Here is a 17305-nt window from a genome sequence, read left to right as displayed (position 1 = left end):
TCTGGCGCAAGACCGCCGAAGAGATCCTCGACTCCCTCGCACGATATCTGCAACGGATTTCAGGCGCAGAACACTAGGCCAATCCGGTCACATGAACACCACAAGTAACAGGTGTCAGGAGGTGGCCGCATCGATCCGGCCGGCGACGTCGATGGTGCGGCCCCGAGGATCGGCCAGTTCCGCACGAATGACCTGGGCGACCTGCGCGGCGATCTGGCGGCGGATCTTGCCGACCGACCCCAGCACCTTCGCGCGCCATCCCTCGGCCTGCAGTTCGACGGCGACATCGGCGCTGCGCGGCGGGGTCACATCGATCACGATGAGCAGCGGTTCACCCGCCCGCGCCACCAGGAGCAACCCGACCTCCACCTCGGCGCGATAGCGATTCGCCTTGAGCACGTCGACGGTGATGTCGAGCCCGACCGGAATGGTCAGATCGAACGATACCGGATGGTCGCCGTCCCGCCGGGCCAGCCGCGGCATCCGCACGGCCCCCTGCACCTCGACCGTCGCCGCCTCACCGGGCCCGGTACGCAGCGGACCCACTTCGACCGCGCGACCGGCCAGACCTTCCACCACGTCGCGGACCCGATCCGGGGTGACGATGAGCGGGAAGAAACGCCGGCCGAACTCGGCGTAGTCGATCCATTCGAAGTCCGTGCGCAGCACATGCTCCGAACGCGTGCCGTTCATGATCGCCTCGATGTCGAACACCCGGCCGCGTCGAGCAGCGGGATCGGCGAGCATGGCGTTGAGCCGGCTCGCGACCTCACGCTGAACCAGAGTGGCGATCGGGTCGAGCAGTACGTCGACGGCGGCGCCGACCGCCTCCGCGCGGACGGCGAAACTTACGTCGCGCGAGCGCACCCGCGGAATGTCGATGACGATCAGCAGCGGATCGGCAGTTCGCGCGTGCAGGGTGAGGTCGATCTCGACGGTGGCTTCGATCCGGAACTGCTGCCCACCGAGAGTCACCGTGAGGTGCATCGACACCGGCACCCGGACCTCGAAGGTGACATGCGGTTCGCTGCGGGCGATCACCGGCTTGCCGACCTTGCCCTCCGCCACCAGCCCGGCCAGCCCCGCCGGACCGATCGAGAACGGCCCGATACTCATTCCCCGTCCGGCCATCCCGGACACCGCGGCCTCGATCCGATCCCGGTTGACCGCGTGCACCACGAAACGTTCACCGAAGTCGGAGTAGTCCATCCATTCGGTCTCGTCGTGCGCGCCGGGCTCTGCCATCTGCTCCCACTCCTCCACCGATCACCTGCACGCAGATCCCCGTCGATCGCCCAACGGTGGACGAAAACGTTTCACATCTGGCCGAACCCGACGATACCGCCCACCGCCGCCGGGTCGTAACGGTGAATGCGCAGCGAACCGCGCTCGTTACCGCCGATCGTGGTCAGGGTGTGGTCACCGGCCGCCAGCACGATATTCGTGTGCTGCCCGAACGGACTGCCGGGCGCATAGATCACCACATCGCCCGGGCGTGGCGAATATCCGGAACCCAGCGCCGAGAATCGGCCGTTCGCTTCGAAATACTCCTGCAGCGTCGCCACACCGGGAATCCGCCACGATCCGGAATTCGGATTGGACAGCGGCCGGCCGGCCTGACGCATGGTCCAGCTGACGAAATCGGCACACCACGGCTCATCCGCGCCCTGTGCGTATTTGGGTCCGTCGCCGGGGTGTGTGTATTCCGTGCGCAGGACCGCGACGATGCGACCGCGATCCGAATCCAGCGCGCTCACATCGATATCCGGGAAATCGTCGAGCCGCTGCCCGGCGATGGCGGCGGTGCGATCGTGCCACCAGGGCAGGGCCACCACGGCTCCCGCTGCCAGCACGCCGATCACCACCAGCGCCGCCGGCAACACCCAGCGAGTACGCCCGAGCCTTCGAGCACCTGTGGCACTCATGAATCCCTCCGTCCCCGACCGGAAATCGGCCTCCTGAGATATAGGACGTACGAGGGACGGTCAGGGTTCCGCCGCATCCGGCGCCGGTACACACACGCCGGTCTCGCTCGTTTCCTGCGCCCGCGCCGCGGGATCGATAGACTGCTCGGACGCCGCCGAGCTCTGGGAGGTCATCGCCCTGGATACTCTGTGGACCTTTCTGGTGGACCATCGCAGACAACTGCTCACCGATTCCTATCTGCATGTTTCGGCCGTCGTGCAGTCCGTGCTGATCGCGACCGCGGTGGCGGTGTGCCTGGGTGTCGTCGTCTATCGCAGCCCGTGGGGTTCGGCGGCGGCCACCGCGGCGGCGAGCATCGTCCTCACCGTGCCCTCGTTCGCGCTGCTGGGACTGCTCATTCCCGTGCTGGGCCTCGGCGTGCGGCCGACGGTCACCGCGCTGGTGCTGTACGCGCTGCTGCCGATTCTGCGCAACACGATCATCGGGCTGGCATCGGTGAATCCGGCGGTCTCGGACGCCGCGCGCGGGGTCGGCATGAACCGCGCCCGGATCCTCGCCCGGATCGAAATGCCGCTGGCGTGGCCGTCGATTCTGGCCGGAATGCGGATCAGCACCCAGATGAGCATGGGCATTCTGGCGATGGCCGCCTATGCGAAGGGGCCGGGCCTGGGCAATCTGATCTTCACCGGCCTGGCCCGGCTGGGCAGTCCGACCGCCGTCCCGCAGGCACTGTCCGGCACGGTGCTGATCATCGTGCTGGCCCTGCTGCTCGATGCCGTCCTCGTGGGCATCGGCCGGCTCACCACCTCGAGGGGAATCCGTGACTGATACCGCGACCGCCGACCGCACCGACCACGAACCCGCGGAGATCGTGCTCGACGCGGTGACCAAACACTATCCGGGCCAACGTGATCCGGCGGTGGACCGGATCTCGCTGACGATTCCGGCGGGTGAGATCGTGGTGTTCGTCGGCCCCTCGGGCTGCGGTAAGACGACCACGATGCGGATGATCAACCGCCTGATCGAACCGACCTCCGGCACCATCACCATCGCCGGGCGGGACGTGACCGCGGTGAACCCGGACCGGTTACGGCGCCGGATCGGCTATTCGATTCAGCAGGCCGGCCTGTTTCCGCATATGACGGTGGCCCGCAACATCGCCACGGTTCCGGGACTGCTCGGCTGGGATCGTGGCCGGGTCCGGGCGCGCGTCGACGAGATGCTGAATCTCGTGGGACTCGACCCCGAGACCTTCCGCGGCCGCTATCCGCGCCAACTGTCCGGCGGCCAGCAGCAGCGAGTCGGTGTCGCCCGCGCGCTCGCGGCCGATCCGCCGGTACTGCTGATGGACGAGCCGTTCGGCGCGGTCGACCCCATCACCCGCGGACTGCTGCAGGACGAACTGCTGCGGCTGCAGACCGAACTGCACAAGACGATCGTCTTCGTCACCCACGATTTCAACGAGGCCGTCAAGCTCGGAGACCGAATAGCGGTGCTCGGCAACAATTCCCGCGTCCTCCAGTACGACACCCCGGCCGCGATCCTCGCCGGACCCGCCGACGAGACGGTCGCCGGTTTCGTCGGCGCCGACGCCGCACTCAAACAGCTCACGCTGGTCCGGGTCGCCGATGTGGAACTGGGCAGCTGCGCCACGGCCGCACAGGACGATCCGGTCGACACGCTGCGCGCGGCGCTGGCCGCTCAGGAGTGGAAGTGGGGGCTGATCCTCGACTCCGACCGCCGGCCGCTGCGCTGGGTATCGGAACCGCAACTGGCGCAGGCACGCTCGCTACACGACGCCGGCGTTCCGGTGACCGGCACGGTCACGGCGGATTCGACGCTGCAGGCGGCACTCGAGACGCTGCTGGCCGAAAGTACCGCCAATGCCGTCGTGACCGGGCCGCGCGGTGAATACGCAGGCCTGGTCGCGATCGACACCCTGGTCGCACACCTGTCGCGCACCCGCGCCGAACACGAAGCGGCCGCGGCGAATTCGGACGACCGGCCATGAGTCCCGTTCAGCGACACGAGCGCCGCGCCGACCGGATCCGGTTGTTCGCCCAGCCGGTGCTGGCCGTGGCCCTCGCGGCCGGCGTGCTGGTGTGGGCCTTCGACCGCACCCTCACCGCGACGCAGCAGGCCAGTATCAATCCCACCACGATCGGCACCGTGGTCCGCCAGCATGTGGCGATCACCGCGACCGTGGTGCTGATCGTCGTCGTGGTGTCGGTTCCGTTGGGCACGTTGCTGACTCGGCCACGCTACCGGCGCCTCACTCCCCTGTTCGTCGGCATCGCCAATATCGGTGCGGCGGCGCCGGCGATCGGTCTCATCGTGCTCACCTATCTGTGGACCGAGCAGACCGGCTTCTGGGTGGGTGTCGCGCCGATCGCCTTCTACGCGCTACTTCCGGTGCTGCGCAATACGATTCTGGGATATCAGCAGGTCGATCCCGCACTCGTCGACGCCGGACGAGGACAGGGCATGTCGGCGATGACGGTACTGCGCCGGATCGAATTCCCGCTCGCGGTGCCCTACATCCTGGCCGGGCTGCGCACCTCGCTGGTGCTGGCCGTCGGCACGGCCACGCTGTCGTTCCTGGTCAGCGCCGGCGGTCTGGGCATTCTGATCGACACCGGCTACAAACTGCGCGACAACGTGACGCTGTGGGTGGGAGCGATTCTCGCGGTGGCCCTCGCACTGCTCGTCGACTGGCTGGGGGCGCTGGCCGAACAATTCCTCGGACCGCGGGGGCTGCGATGAAGCGGCGAGCACGGCACCTCGGACGCAGCGCGGCCACCGCGGCGGCGACGCTACTGGTCGCCGTGGTCGCCGCCTGCGGTCTCGAGGCCGGAGGCGCCGTCCCGCTGCCGGTCGGGCCGGGCAGTATCGAGCCGATTCCCGCCCTCGACGGTGTGCAGATCACCGTGGGCTCCAAGGATTTCACCGAACAGAACATCCTCGGCTACCTCATCGAATTCGCGCTCACAGCGGCCGGAGCTCAGGTCCGTGACCTCACCAATATCACCGGATCCAACAGCCTGCGCGATGCGCAATTGCACGGACAGGTGGATGTCGCCTACGACTACACCGGGACCGGATGGATCAATTATCTGGGTAACGAGACACCGATTCCGGACTCCACCCGGCAATTCGAGGCGGTGCGCGATACGGATCTCGCACAACACGGCATGGTGTGGGCCGATCCGGCGCCGATGAACAACACCTACACCATGGTCACAAATGCGGACAGTGCCGCCCGCACCGGCGCGAAGACGATTTCCGACTATGCCCGTCTGGTGAATACCGATCCGAGCACCGGATCGACCTGCCTCGGCACCGAATTCAGCGTCCGGCAGGACGGATTTCCGGGCCTGGCCCGCAAATACGGTATCGACCTCGGCAAGGTGCACAAGCAGATCATGCAGGATTCGCTCGTGTACTCGGCCACGGCGAACGGGACCTGTCAATTCGGCGACGTCACCGCGACCGACGGCCGCACCAAAGCACTGAATCTGGTACAGCTCGCCGACGATCTGAGCTTCTTCCCCAAATACAATGCGGCACTGGTGATGCGGAAATCGTTCGCCGACGCGCATCCCCAGGTGGCGCAGGTCATGGCGCCGATCTCCGCGCTGCTCACCAACGAGACGATCACCGAGTTGAACCGCAAGGTCGACGTCGACGGCGCCGAACCGGCCACCGTCGCGCGCGATTGGCTGATCCGGCAGGGTTTCGTCACCGCGGGCTGAGATCAGGCGAGTGCCGTGCGCACCGCCAGCCAGCGGCCGCCCGGGTCGGCGTAGCCGTGGTACATCAGCGGAATCCGTTGGTCCACACCGAAATAGCGGAAGACCGCCAGCATCGCCTGCCGCACGGAGTAGTCGGCGAAATCGTCGATGCGGCGCGGGCCGATGGCACGTTCGGGCAGTGCGGCCAGTCGCGCCATCTCCTCCGGATCGCACACGTCGAGGCCCATCGGCCCGTCGGCGATGTAGTGATCATGGAAGATATGGCGCATCACCGAGGTATCGGAGCGTCGAGAAACGCAGGGCAGCAACCGGATTGCCGCACCGGGCAGGCTGGGCGCTTCCAGGGCGGCGGTCAGCTCGGGATCCGCCGCCGGCACATCACGCACCGGAACCTGTTCGAGCAGATGCAGCATGGAGGCGCCCCGCACCCGCGGCTCGGGCACCAGGAACAGACTCACCATCGGGCCGGTATGGGCGGCATCGGTCAGGCATATCCGCGTATGGGATCGATCGTGCGCTCGCGGCGCGGCGGGGGTGGACGGGGGCGTGGGGATCCGGTCGGACATGCGGTCTCCTGGAGGGGAGGGCGATCGACCCTCCCGCGAACGCGCTGGTACGAGGTCCGAAGCATGCGCCGGCCGCCGAGTTACCCGACTCGGACCGATCTCCTCGACGTCCGACCGTTGTGCCATGAATTATAGGAGCCGGGGGCACGACGCGATATCCGGAATTCGCTATCCGGTTGCTTCCGGGGTGCGATCAGGCGTTCAGCAATCGGGGCAGACCGGCCAGCTCCGAGTCGATGCGCCGGCGCACCGCCGGCCATTCCTCGTCCAGGATGGAATAGAACGCGGTACTGCGCACGGTTCCGTCCAGACCGCGCGAATGCGCCCGGCGGACGCCGTCGCTGGTCGCCCCCAACCGCTCGATGGCCATGCGCGAGCGCACATTTCGCACATCGGCGCGCAGCGCGATCCGGCGGACCCGCCACACGTCGAAGGCGTGCTCGAGCAGCAACAATTTCGATTCCAGATTGATACCGGCGCCGCGCGCCTGCGAGCAGAGCCAGGTATTGCCGATCTCGGCGGCGTCGGGCACCGCGAGCAGCGGATCTCCGGTCGGCATACCATGCACGATCGGCCACACCAGGGGCCCCTGCCAGTAGTCGAAGCGGTTGAACCGCGTCGAGCCCAGTACCCGGTTGTCGGCCGTCGCGACGACCGCGAAGGCCAGCGCCGAACCCACGGCGTGCGCCGCCGCGGCCTGCGCGACGTAGTCGGCGGCCTCGGCCCGGCCGTGCGGTACGGGGGTGAACGCGAACGCATCGCGATCCTCGGCGCCCGCCTCGGCGAGCCCCGGAACATGGTGCGGTGCCAAAGGTTCCAGCCGCACGTGGCGGCCGGTCAGGATGACGGGTGCAGGCACGTTCCCTCGATCTTTCGGGACGGACTCCGGTAACGCCCAACGATCGTCACACCGGCCCACAACGCTCCGGATCGACGACCAGTCCTGGCGCGCCGGCAGCAGCATCGGACAGTGAGATGAACGATAACCGAACGTGTGCCGTCGAGAATGCAGGTCTGGCGTAAATTTAACGGGATTGCTCGCGTGTCGCTCGGCGCGTCGCAGACGGCCCGCCGGGGCGGTTCCCGAGGCGATTTTCGGTGCGTTCGCCCCGGTTATCGGGTCGACACGAAACCGTTGCCGCGAGTGACGGACTCATCCGCAGGTGCCGTCGTAGCCTGGGATGAGCGAACGGGGGGCGTCATGACCGAAACATCACGGGCCGCGATCCTGCTCGATGTCGACGGCCCCCTCAATCCCTACCCCCGGGCCACGCACCCACCCCCGCACGGCTACCGGCCTTATGTGTTGCAGCACAGCATCATTCCCGCGATTCCACCCATCGATCAGCAGGTGCTGCTCGACGCGGCCGTCGGCTCGCGGCTGCTGGAACTGGCCGACATCACCGATGCCGAACTGGTATGGGCGACCGCGTGGGAATATGCGGCGAATACGGTCCTCGGTCCCGTCCTCGGCCTGCCGCCGCTGGAGGTGATCATCTTCGAGGACACCGGAATTCGGCATCGCGAGGGCCACCACGGCAAGCTTCCGACCATCGACCGCTGGGCCGGACGCCGGCCGCTGTGCTGGTTCGACGACGAATTCCAGCACGCCGACCAGGGCTGGGCCGAGAGCCGCACCGCCACCGTCGCCCCGACCCTGCTCGTCCCGGTCGATCGCCACACCGGTTTGACTCCCGACCACCTCGAGCTCGCCCGGGCGTTCCTGGAGCCGCTTCGCGGGCCGCGAACTCGCTAGAGCGGCGGCAGTCGCAGCAGCGCCGCCACCGCCTTGGAGGCGCTCTGAACAGCGCTTTCCATGGTGGCCGACCAGTCGGTGCTGGTCCAGTCCCCGGCCAGCATGAGAGTGGGCACCGAGGTGCGCTGATCGGGTCGCAGGCCGTCGGTGCCGAGGGCCTGGGAAAAGGTCGCCTTCGGCATCTTGACCACGTGGCCGTGCACCACCCGCGCATCGGCCGCCTCGGGGTAGTAGCGGCGCAGCAGGTCCATCTGCTCGTCGATGATGTCGTCGCTGCTCTTGTGGATCTGTTCGTAGGCGCCGCTGGTGGTCAGGCAGTACAGCCAGGTGCCGTTCGGTTCGCGGCCGTGCATGCGCTGCCGATCGAACACCTCGTCGATCACTCCCGTCCCGCCGATGATCGCCTCCATCGCACTGCGGGTGCCGAGCGGCCGGTCCAGATACAGATTGGTGCTGACGATCGGCGTGGCACCCAATTTGTCTGCCGCGGCGTAGATTCCGGCGTGTTCGGGGAGATCGTCGAGCAGGCCGTGGATCCGGGAATTGGGTACCGCACAGATCACGGCATCGGCCGGGACCGTGGTGCCGTCCACCAGATCGACACCGGTCACCGCGCCGTCCACGATCCGGATCCGGTCAGCCACCGCGCGATAGCGGACCTCGACTCCGTGGCGGCGGAACACCTCCTCCGCACCGGTGATGTAGAGCGTATCGAGGTCGACGGTCGGATAGCCGATGGTGACCGCTCGCCGATCCCGCACTCCCAGCCGGATGCCGGTGGCCAGCACATCGGCGAAGACCTTCGCGCATTCCCGCTGCACCGGCTCGGCGGCGATGCCCAGCGCCAGCCAATCCCACAGCGCCTCACGCGCTTTCGCGGGCATACCGATACGCTCGAACCACTGCTCGGTGGTGATGTCGGCCAGGTCCGCGGGCTGGAACAGACACTGCAGACCCAACCGCATCGTCGCCCGCGCCGCGGCCAGCCGCTCGCCGAACCCGGCATCCGGATGTGCGCCCAGCAGTGTGCCGAAGGCTCGAATACCTCTGGTGTGCAACGCCGTTGCGCGTCCACCCGGCCAGCGCAGCGTTCCCCCGGTGGGAAATTCCAGATATTTCTCGGTGCCGATGCTCGCCAGATACCGGAAGAGGTGGTGGTAGCCGCTGGCGATCACGTGCTGACCATTGTCGGGCGTATCGCCGACCTCGGCGACCGTCATCGCCTGGGTGCGGCCACCGAGCCGGGCCCGGCGCTCCAGCAACGTCACCCGCTTCCCGGCCTCGGCCAGCCAGACGGCCGATGCCAGCCCGGCCAGACCACCGCCGATCACCACGAACCGACGAGCGTCGTTCATTCGAACCTCCGTGCGCGACAGCGGGTTTCGACCCGCGGCGACCTCGATCCGAGGGCCGAGCCGCACCGAGCCGGTTCCGATCACTGTAGGCAGCCGGGCATCGACGGTCAACGGTGAGTGAAGAGTTGTCACATTCTCTCGCCCAACTCATGGGAAGCGACGACGCCGGATGCCGCGGCACCGAGGCGAGAGAATGGTCGTCCGAACCGATGAACACCAGGAGGCACAGTGCAATTCATGGTTCTTTCCCGGCGCCGCACCGAATCGTTCACCGACGCGGATTTCGAGAAAGTACTACCGGCCGAGACCGAGCACGTCCGCAAGCTCTATCTCGACGGCGTCGTCCGCCAGATCTGGTTGCGCGGCGATATCGCCGGTGCCTGCTTCACGATCGAGGCGGCCGATGCCGAACAGGCGAACGCGATCGTCGCGGCACTGCCCATGGCCGCGGCCGGAGTCTCCGAATTCACCGTGATCCCCCTGAGCCCGTACCGGGGTTTCGGCGGGGCCTAGCCGAAGTCGCCCGGGCAACTTTGGACTTGCTGGTCCAAAAAATCGCTCGTAGCTTCGGTCTCATGTCACGACTCCCGGGCCGAACAGCCCTCATCACGGGTTCCACCAGCAATATCGGACGCGCCATCGCGGTGGCCTACGCCGCGGCGGGGGCGCATGTCGTCGTCTCCGGCCGCGACGACGAGCGCGGTGCCGCGGTCGTTGCCGAGATCCGCGCGGGCGGCGGCCGCGCCGACTATGTGCACGCCGACCTCGACGGCAGTGCGGCCTCCGCCCGTGCGCTCGCGGATGCGGCCACCCGAGCGCTCGGTGGGCGCATCGACATCCTGGTCAACAATGCCGGGATCTTTCCGCCGGCGACCACGACGACCGCCGACGAGCAGATGTTCGACCGCCTCTACGCCGTCAACGTCAAGGCGCCGTTCTTCCTCACCCAGGCGGTGGCTCCGGCGATGGTCGAGGCGGGTGGCGGCGTGATCGTGAATCTCGGCTCGTGGGTGGCGCGGCTGAGCGTGCCCGTCGGCGCCCTCTACGCCTCGACGAAGGGAGCGGTGGAAACCCTCACGCGGGCGTGGTCGGCGGAGTTCGGCCCGAAAGGCGTTCGCGTCAACGCCATTTCGCCCGGCGTCGTGCTGCCGCCGGAGCGTGACCCCGCCGCCGGCGCCATGATGCACGGCACACCCGCCGGAAGGGCCGGAACCGCCGAGGACATCGCGACGGCCGCGGTCTTCCCGGCCTCCGACGAGGCATCGTTCGTGCACGGCACCGTCGTGGACGTCGACGGCGGCCGGACGGGTGTGGCCGTACTCGCCGGCACGCCTACTTGAGCATGCTGCCCGCGTCGACGGTCACCGGCAGGCCGGTGATGTAGCGCGATTCGTCCGAGGCGAGGAACAGCACCGCATTGCTGATATCCACCGGCTCGACCCAGCCGACCGGCAGGACGTGCATGAACTTCGCCACCGGTTCGAAATCCTCGACGCCCGGATTCTCCAGATCCGGGCGGAACATCTTCATCGTTCCCTCGTTCATGAACATCGGGGTGTTCACGTTGGTCGGATGGACCGAATTGACCCGGATCGAATTCGCGCCCAGCTCGACCGCGAAGGTCCGCATCAAGCCGACCACGCCGTGTTTGGCGGCGACGTAATGCCCGGTGTTCGGATAGGCCTTGAGTCCGCCCACCGAACTGGTGAGGATGATCGAGCCGCCGTTGCCGCCGGAAATCAGATGCGGCACACCGGCTTTCACGGTCTTCCAGACACCTTCCAGATTGATGCCGATCATCGTGTTCCAGTCCTGCTCACTGGTTTCGGCCAGGGTCGCACCCCCGTTGCCGATCCCGGCGTTCGCCACGATGATGTCGAGCCGGCCCAGCTGCTCGACCCCGTTGTCCACGGCGGCCTTCAACGCGTCGAAATCGCGGACGTCGACCTCGGCGGTGACGATGCGCCGGCCGAGACCCTTGACCAGCTCCACCGTCTCGGCCAGATCGGCCGGGGTCGAAGCCGGGATCAGATCGGTACCGCTCACCGGTTTACAGACGTCGACGGCGATGATGTCGGCGCCCTCCTCCGCGAGCCGCACCGCATGACTTCGCCCCTGGCCACGTGCCGCACCAGTGATGAAGGCGACCTTGCCCTCTACCCGCCCAGCCATAACGCACCTCGTTCATTGCCACTCGGGCACACCGATGCCCGATGCCGGATTCCCGACCACCCGCGCCGAGCGATCGCTCACTTGCTAATCGGATTCTCCAACATCGAGAATGAAATTTCCATACCTTGGGTGGGGCATGGTTCAGTGGCCGCCGCTCGCCTGCTGCCGGATCCATCGCAGCAGGGTGGGGTTACCGGAATCGGTGGTGATCACACCGGCCGCGGCGCGGACGAAACGGCCCTCGGTCACGGCGGCGAGCATGCTCGCGGCCAGATCGCTTCGGGCGGTGAAGATCCCGTCGGCGTAGTCCTCGACCATCGTGTAATCGGTGACGTCCGGGCGGTCGTAGAGTCCGCTCGGACGCACCACGGTCCACTCCCGATCGCTGTCGCGCAGCAGTGCTTCCATCCGCCGCATATCGTCGTAGAGCGTCTTGCCCGCCACCCGCGTCACATACGGCACCAGCAGCCGATTGAAGAGGAAGCCGCCCTCGCTGTAGGGGCGCGGATCGACGCCGGCCGAACTCACCACCACGATCCGGCTCACCCCGTGCCGTCGCATCGCCGTCACGATGTTCGACACGCCCTCGGAATACGTGGTGATCGGTTCCTTGCTCGGCGGCACCCCGAGCGCGGACAGCACCGCCTCGCACCCCTTCACCGCGGTGTCGACCGCGGCCGGGTCGAGCACATCGGCGCCGATCACGTCGAGCCGCTCATGGCGCAGCGGGAATTCGCCCGGCTGCCGCGTCACCGCCGCGACCTGATGTCCGGCGGCCAGCGACTGCGCGGTGAGCTGGCGGCCGGTGGGACCGTTGGCCCCGAAGATGGTGATACGCATGGCTTTTCCTTCGGACAGAGGAGGCCGACCGGCGGCGGGCGAGACGAAATCCGCCACCGTCGCCGAGCCCCCTTCGTTGCGTGGACGCACACAAGACGCCCGTCGAGCCCGTCGCATAACAACCCGCGACAGTGATCTACATCACCGGTGCGCCACCGTTGAACCGCCGCGGCTATCCGGAGGTCAGGGCTTCGATGGCTCGGCCGATCAGCATCGTTCCCACGAGCAGCAGCAGCACCATCATCACGGTTCGGTCGTTGGCGACCAGCCAGGTTTTGGTGGCGGCCAGGGGTTGATCGAGCCGCTCGCCCGCGACCAGGTACGCGACGACCGGCGCGATGCACGAGGCCAGCGCGATCACGAGGAAGATCGCACCGGCGCCCACCGCTCTCGGCGCCGGCAGCCGCGCCTCGGCGATGTCGAGCCCGCCCATGACGGCGGGGACGAGGGTGCTGACGTCGACGACGACGAGCGCCACACCGAGCCCGAAGGCGCCCGCCGGAGTCACGCGGTCGACTCGGTCCCACAGTTTCCGCGGCTTCGCCTCGCCGCGCCCGCGCTGGAACCCGAACCACGCCGCGACACCGAGCAACCCGATCCCGCCGAAGAGGCGTATGAGCGAGGTCGCGGTCGAGGCGTGATGGGGATGCAGATGCCGGGCCGCGGACGCGCCGATCAGCCAGGCCACCGCGGTGACGAGCACCGCGAACCCGCAGATCCGGCCGAGCAGGTATCCACTGCTCTTCGCCCGCGCCTGCCCCGACACCAGCATCAGGACCGCCACGATCAGCGGCAGTGGACTCACCGCGATCGCGGCGGCCAAGGGCAGGGTCCTCCCGATCACGGTGCCCATCCGCCGTTCCTTTCGGCCGCACGAGCGATTTATTTGCCACAGGCTCGCTGTCATTCGGTCGCGAGTTCCGAGCCGCGACCGATTTCTGCAATCTACGTGGGGCTATAAGTAATTTCGAGGCACCATACCGAATTGCCGAGGATTCCCCACCTGGAGTTTCGAACCCTGCTCACAACCACACGGTGGACAACCACGCGGCGACGACGGCCAGCGCCAGCAGGACCACATTCAGGCCGATCAGCTTCACCTCGCCGCGGCGCAGATGCACCACGATCGCACCGACCTGCACCAGCGCCAATCCGATGGCGGCGACGAGCGCGAGAACCACGGCGATCCCGGTCAGCGGCGGCAGGATCAGCCCGGCCGCGCCGAGGACCTCGCTCGCGCCGATGCCTCGCACCAGGCCCAGCGGCACGGTGTCGATCCACCCCATCATCGGGCGCAGCCGGTCCTTCGACCGCAGCATCTTCATCCCGCCCGAGTAGAGGTAGACGACCGCCAGCAGCGCGCCGACGATCCAGTACGCGATCTCCACCATGACCTCCGGTGACGACGAATGGTAAGCAGCATCATCCACCGGAATCGGACGGCGTACAAAAGGAACATCGACCGAGACTCACGGCGGACTGCGGGTCGCCGCTTTTGGTAGGCGGTCTTGCCAAAAGTCGATTTCTGGTAGAGGATCTTGCCAGATCTTCGACGAGGAGGACATCGTGACGCCGACCGTTCCGCTCCGGCACCCGAGCTCACCCCGGCCCGTCCCCGGGCCCGGTCTCGGCACGCTCGCCCGGATGCTCGGGCTCGGCGCACCGGGCCCGGCCGAATTTCGCGAACTGGGCGAGGCACTGACCGTCGGCGACCGGCCGATGGACGAGCTCGTGGACTGGATGTATCGCGAGGGCATGGCCACGACCCGGCCGCTGTTCGACCGCGCCCTGCGGGAGGGCATCGCCGCGGTACCGGATGCCCCGGCGCCCCTGCGCGAATTCTTCGAATACGTCGAAGCGGTACCCGAGTGGGTGGATCGGCGAAAGATCCGCCACGCGGAGCGCGTCTCCTGCCTGGGCGGCCGCGACGGGATCTACGTCGCCCGCGACATGTCGTTCCTGGGCGGATACCTGGCCTCCGGTTTCAACAAGACCCTGCTGCGCACCGGCGCCCTGGAAAAGGGCCCGGCCAAGCGATTCGCCGAGACCACGCAGTGGGCGATGGATGTCACCGCGGCCGGCGGAATGGCGCCGGGCGGCAACGGTTTTCGCTCGACCGTGCACGTCCGGCTGATCCACTCGCTGGTGCGGCGCCACGTGGCCGCCATGCCGGACTGGCAGGCCGAGGAGTGGGGACTGCCGATCAATCAGACCGATATGGCCGCCACACTGGTCGGCGCGCTGATCGCCCCGATGATCGGCGCCATCGGCATGGGCGTCGTCATCACGCCCCGCGACGCGGAGGCCATGGCCCACCTGGCCCGCTACGTCGGCTGGGTGATGGGTGTCGAGGAACGCTTCCTGCCCAACGACTTTCGCGACAGCGTCCGCATTCTCTACCACACGATGACCGCCATCACGAACCCGGACGACACCTCCCGCCAACTCGCGATCCCGATGCGTGACGAACCGCTCGGCTGGCACTACGACCGGCTGCCGGGACTGCGGCGGCGGATCGCCCGGTCCCAGCACCTGTCGATCGCGATGATGTATCTGGGCCCGTCCGCCATGAAGCGACTCGGCCTGCCCAGTCGCACCCTGCCCTGGTATCCCGTGCTGCGCATACCCGTCAACCTCGCGCGGTCGGCGCGGGCCCGGCTGATCCCGGGCCAGTTCGAGCGCGTCGTCGCCGAAGGCCGGGCCGCGCAACTGGCCTTCATCCGCACCCTCGCCGGACCCGATGCGGCTGTGATCGGCGGATCGGCCGAGCACATCACCCCGGCCGCCTGAACCGCCGCGCCCGACCGCTCCGGCTACTCCGCGACATCCGTCCACGTGACCGGAAGTTCGTGCACCCCATAGATATTCATATCGGTCCGCAACCTCACCGCATCGGCCGGGACGGCGAGGGCCAGGGTCGGGAAGCGGCGTAGCAGGCCGGCGAATCCGGCGCGCATTTCGATCCGTGCCAGTTGCTGACCGAGGCACAGGTGCATGCCGTGGCCGAAGGACAGGTGGCCGCGGGCCGTGCGATGCACGTCGAGAGTGTCGGGGTCGTCGAAGCGGCGCGGGTCGCGGTTGGCGGCCAGCAGCGAGACGACGACGGTCGAGCCCTTGCCGATGGTTTCACCGCCCAGTTCGATGTCGTCGGTGGCGTAGCGGTAGAAGATGTCGGCGACGCAGAGATAGCGCATCAGTTCCTCGACCGCATCGGGAACCAGCGCCGGATCCGCACGCAGTTCGGCCGCCTGCTCCGGATGCTCGAGCAGCGCGAATGTGCCGAGCCCCAACATATTCGCGGTGGTCTCGTGCCCCGCCAGCAGGAGCAGGAAGGCGATGCCGGTCAGCTCCTCGACGGTGAGGTCGTCGTGGCGGGCCAGGTCGGACAGGATGTCCTCACCCGGTTGGGCGCGCTTGCGGACGACCAGTTCGGCCAGATAGGACGTCAGCGCGCCGTAGGCCGCCATCTTCTCCTCGAGCGCCTGGTCCTTGACGAGGAACTTGGCCGAGTTGACCTGAAAGGTGTCGCGGTCCTCGTAGGGAACGCCGAGCAGTTCGCAGATCACCAGCGAGGGCACCGGCAGCGCGAACTCCGCCACCAGGTCGACCGGCGGGGTCAGCCGGGCCATCGCCTCCAGTTGCCGCTCGACGACGTCCACGATGTGGTCTTCGAGCTGCTTCATCCGTTTGACGGTGAAGGCGCCGACGAGCTTGCGCCGCAACCGGGTATGGTCCGGCGCATCCATCGCGATGAAGACGCCCGGGATCTGCGGCGACGGCTCGGTGGCGACCGGCATGCCCGGAATCTCGTACGGCACATGCAGAACGCCGATGTCCTGGCGCGAACTGAAGCGCGGGTCGGCCAGCAGGCTGCGCACCTCGTCGTATCCGGTGACCAGCCAGCCTTCGTGTCCGTCGGGGAAGATCATCGGGCCGACGGGGTGAGCATCACGCAAGCGGGTGATCTCGCGGGGCGGATCGAAGGGGCCCGCATCGCGTTCCATGGGCAGGCCGTGCGGGACAGGAACCGTTCGGGTCATGGCGTATTCCTCTCGGGAGACGGATCGGCGGATATCGAGGGGAACTAGGCGGCGGACGCGTGCTGGATGACGACGTTGCCGAGGGCGCTGCGCGCATACACCCGCACGGTGTGCTCGTCGTCCTGCGCGCCGTCGACCGGCCCGAGCTGGTTGTGCACGGCGCCGCTCGCGACCGTGGTCTCCAGCCGCGCCGCGCTACCCGGACGGATGCCGACCTCCAGATCGCCCACCGACGTCTCCAGCCGCAGCACACCGCGGGTGGCCTCGCCGATGCGGATATTGCCCTGGGCGGTCTTGGCGGTCACCGAACCGAGCGGACGCTCGACGACGATGTCACCGGCCGACACCTCCAGCACGCAGTCGCCGAGTTCACCGGTGCCGAGGATTCGGCCCACACCGGCGGTGCCCCGGAAAGCGGAACCGGTCGGCACCTCGACGGTCACCTCGATCGACGGGTTGCCGCCGAAGGGAGTGTAGGTTCGCCAGTCCTTCGGCGTCGTCACGGTCAGGGCGCCGTCGGCGAAATCGACCCGCGTCTCCTCGGCGGCGCGCACGTCGGCCTTCTTGGCCGCGTCGGCGGGACGGACCGCGACGACGGTGTCGGTGCGGTCGGAGGCGATGACAGTGACGGTGCCGGACAGCACCTCGACGGCGACGGCGATCGGTTCCGGGGTCTGGAAGGTAGGCATGGTGTTCTCCTGGGCTCTGCTGGGAATCGGGCGGCGGGATCGGGGGATCCGGCCGGTGAACCGGTCCGCGGCGCGGATCGCTGTGCTGTTCACGAGAACTACTGTCGCCAACCCGGCTGATATCGGGCTGATGCCGGGCTGACATGCCCGCTGACATACTGTTTCCGCTGGTCACAGGGTCGATTCCGGCTTCTCCGGTGTTCTTGTCA

At 67.7% G+C, this 17305-nt stretch carries 19 protein-coding genes; 8 read left to right on the top strand and 11 right to left on the bottom strand.

All coding sequences use genetic code 11. The features are described from left to right. Positions 1-114: 114 nt before the first annotated feature. Entirely contained in the window at positions 115-1245 is a 1131-nt protein-coding gene (locus A5789_RS25380; RefSeq protein WP_030514855.1) for a hypothetical protein, read from the bottom strand. A gap of 71 nt (positions 1246-1316) precedes the next feature. After that, positions 1317-1925 carry a CHAP domain-containing protein gene (locus A5789_RS25375; protein WP_064902123.1) on the bottom strand — a complete coding sequence of 203 codons (609 nt, stop codon included), beginning with the start codon at positions 1923-1925 and terminating at the stop codon, positions 1317-1319. Between the two features lie 178 nt (positions 1926-2103). Here A5789_RS25375 and A5789_RS25370 point away from each other — a divergent pair, with 178 nt between their 5' ends. From A5789_RS25370 to A5789_RS25355, 4 genes are read left to right on the top strand one after another with little or no spacing between them, the layout of a single operon-like run. Further along, entirely contained in the window at positions 2104-2754 is a 651-nt protein-coding gene (locus tag A5789_RS25370; protein WP_082856882.1) for an ABC transporter permease, read from the top strand. Continuing rightward, positions 2747-3937: an ABC transporter ATP-binding protein gene (locus tag A5789_RS25365; RefSeq protein WP_064902122.1), complete on the top strand. Its 1191-nt coding sequence runs from the start codon at positions 2747-2749 to the stop codon at positions 3935-3937. Before A5789_RS25370 ends, A5789_RS25365 begins: the two co-directional genes overlap by 8 nt. After that, positions 3934-4689 (top strand): ABC transporter permease, encoded by a 756-nt coding sequence (locus tag A5789_RS25360; RefSeq protein WP_063012402.1) that lies wholly within the window; start codon positions 3934-3936, stop codon positions 4687-4689. Before A5789_RS25365 ends, A5789_RS25360 begins: the two co-directional genes overlap by 4 nt. Continuing rightward, a complete protein-coding gene (locus A5789_RS25355) occupies positions 4686-5678 on the top strand; it encodes a glycine betaine ABC transporter substrate-binding protein (protein ID WP_063012404.1) in 993 nt (330 codons plus the stop codon). Before A5789_RS25360 ends, A5789_RS25355 begins: the two co-directional genes overlap by 4 nt. Before the next feature lie 2 nt (positions 5679-5680). Here the strand turns inward: A5789_RS25355 and A5789_RS25350 are convergent, their stop codons facing one another. Both A5789_RS25350 and A5789_RS25345 read right to left on the bottom strand, forming a co-directional pair. Next, the gene (locus tag A5789_RS25350; RefSeq protein WP_227463024.1) at positions 5681-6244 is read right to left on the bottom strand and encodes a hypothetical protein; all 564 of its coding nucleotides are present in this window, start codon (positions 6242-6244) and stop codon (positions 5681-5683) included. A gap of 193 nt (positions 6245-6437) precedes the next feature. Continuing rightward, positions 6438-7103, bottom strand: coding sequence for a GNAT family N-acetyltransferase (locus tag A5789_RS25345; protein ID WP_063012406.1), 666 nt, complete (start codon positions 7101-7103; stop codon positions 6438-6440). A gap of 342 nt (positions 7104-7445) precedes the next feature. On the opposite strand from A5789_RS25345, the gene A5789_RS25340 reads away from it, so the two are divergent. Further along, the gene (locus A5789_RS25340) at positions 7446-8000 is read left to right on the top strand and encodes an HAD domain-containing protein (protein ID WP_064927352.1); all 555 of its coding nucleotides are present in this window, start codon (positions 7446-7448) and stop codon (positions 7998-8000) included. Here A5789_RS25340 and hpnE read toward each other — a convergent pair. Beyond that, entirely contained in the window at positions 7997-9355 is a 1359-nt protein-coding gene (gene hpnE, locus A5789_RS25335; RefSeq protein WP_064905573.1) for a hydroxysqualene dehydroxylase HpnE, read from the bottom strand. The two genes, A5789_RS25340 and hpnE, sit on opposite strands and share 4 nt — an antisense overlap. Positions 9356-9592: 237 nt before the next feature. Between hpnE and A5789_RS25330 the strand changes: the two genes are divergently transcribed. Together A5789_RS25330 and A5789_RS25325 are read left to right on the top strand one after the other, a co-directional pair. Further along, positions 9593-9868 carry a hypothetical protein gene (locus A5789_RS25330; protein WP_197516724.1) on the top strand — a complete coding sequence of 92 codons (276 nt, stop codon included), beginning with the start codon at positions 9593-9595 and terminating at the stop codon, positions 9866-9868. 62 nt (positions 9869-9930) lie between these two features. Continuing rightward, positions 9931-10695, top strand: coding sequence for an SDR family NAD(P)-dependent oxidoreductase (locus A5789_RS25325; RefSeq protein ID WP_064905559.1), 765 nt, complete (start codon positions 9931-9933; stop codon positions 10693-10695). Here the strand turns inward: A5789_RS25325 and A5789_RS25320 are convergent. The 4 genes from A5789_RS25320 to A5789_RS25305 form a co-directional block, all read right to left on the bottom strand. Further along, a complete protein-coding gene (locus A5789_RS25320; RefSeq protein WP_063012414.1) occupies positions 10688-11527 on the bottom strand; it encodes a mycofactocin-coupled SDR family oxidoreductase in 840 nt (279 codons plus the stop codon). The genes A5789_RS25325 and A5789_RS25320 overlap by 8 nt on opposite strands. Before the next feature lie 141 nt (positions 11528-11668). Further along, entirely contained in the window at positions 11669-12367 is a 699-nt protein-coding gene (locus tag A5789_RS25315) for an NAD(P)-dependent oxidoreductase (protein ID WP_064905558.1), read from the bottom strand. Between the two features lie 172 nt (positions 12368-12539). Next, complete coding sequence (locus tag A5789_RS25310) at positions 12540-13220, bottom strand: GAP family protein (RefSeq protein ID WP_063012418.1); 681 nt, start codon at positions 13218-13220, stop codon at positions 12540-12542. Between the two features lie 169 nt (positions 13221-13389). After that, a complete protein-coding gene (locus A5789_RS25305; protein WP_197516723.1) occupies positions 13390-13758 on the bottom strand; it encodes a DoxX family protein in 369 nt (122 codons plus the stop codon). Between the two features lie 175 nt (positions 13759-13933). On the opposite strand from A5789_RS25305, the gene A5789_RS25300 reads away from it, so the two are divergent. Next, positions 13934-15157 (top strand): oxygenase MpaB family protein, encoded by a 1224-nt coding sequence (locus A5789_RS25300; RefSeq protein ID WP_064905556.1) that lies wholly within the window; start codon positions 13934-13936, stop codon positions 15155-15157. A gap of 23 nt (positions 15158-15180) precedes the next feature. On the opposite strand, the gene A5789_RS25295 is transcribed toward A5789_RS25300, so the two are convergent. Together A5789_RS25295 and A5789_RS25290 are read right to left on the bottom strand one after the other, a co-directional pair. Continuing rightward, a complete protein-coding gene (locus tag A5789_RS25295; RefSeq protein WP_064905554.1) occupies positions 15181-16407 on the bottom strand; it encodes a cytochrome P450 in 1227 nt (408 codons plus the stop codon). A 44-nt stretch (positions 16408-16451) separates the two neighbouring features. After that, positions 16452-17189, bottom strand: a complete 738-nt coding sequence (locus A5789_RS25290) for a hypothetical protein (RefSeq protein ID WP_227463023.1) — start codon at positions 17187-17189, stop codon at positions 16452-16454. Positions 17190-17305 lie beyond the last annotated feature (116 nt).

This window comes from Nocardia sp. 852002-51101_SCH5132738 (genome assembly GCF_001665695.1).
GTDB lineage: Bacteria > Actinomycetota > Actinomycetes > Mycobacteriales > Mycobacteriaceae > Nocardia > Nocardia nova.
This window is presented reverse-complemented; position numbering and strand designations above follow the sequence as displayed.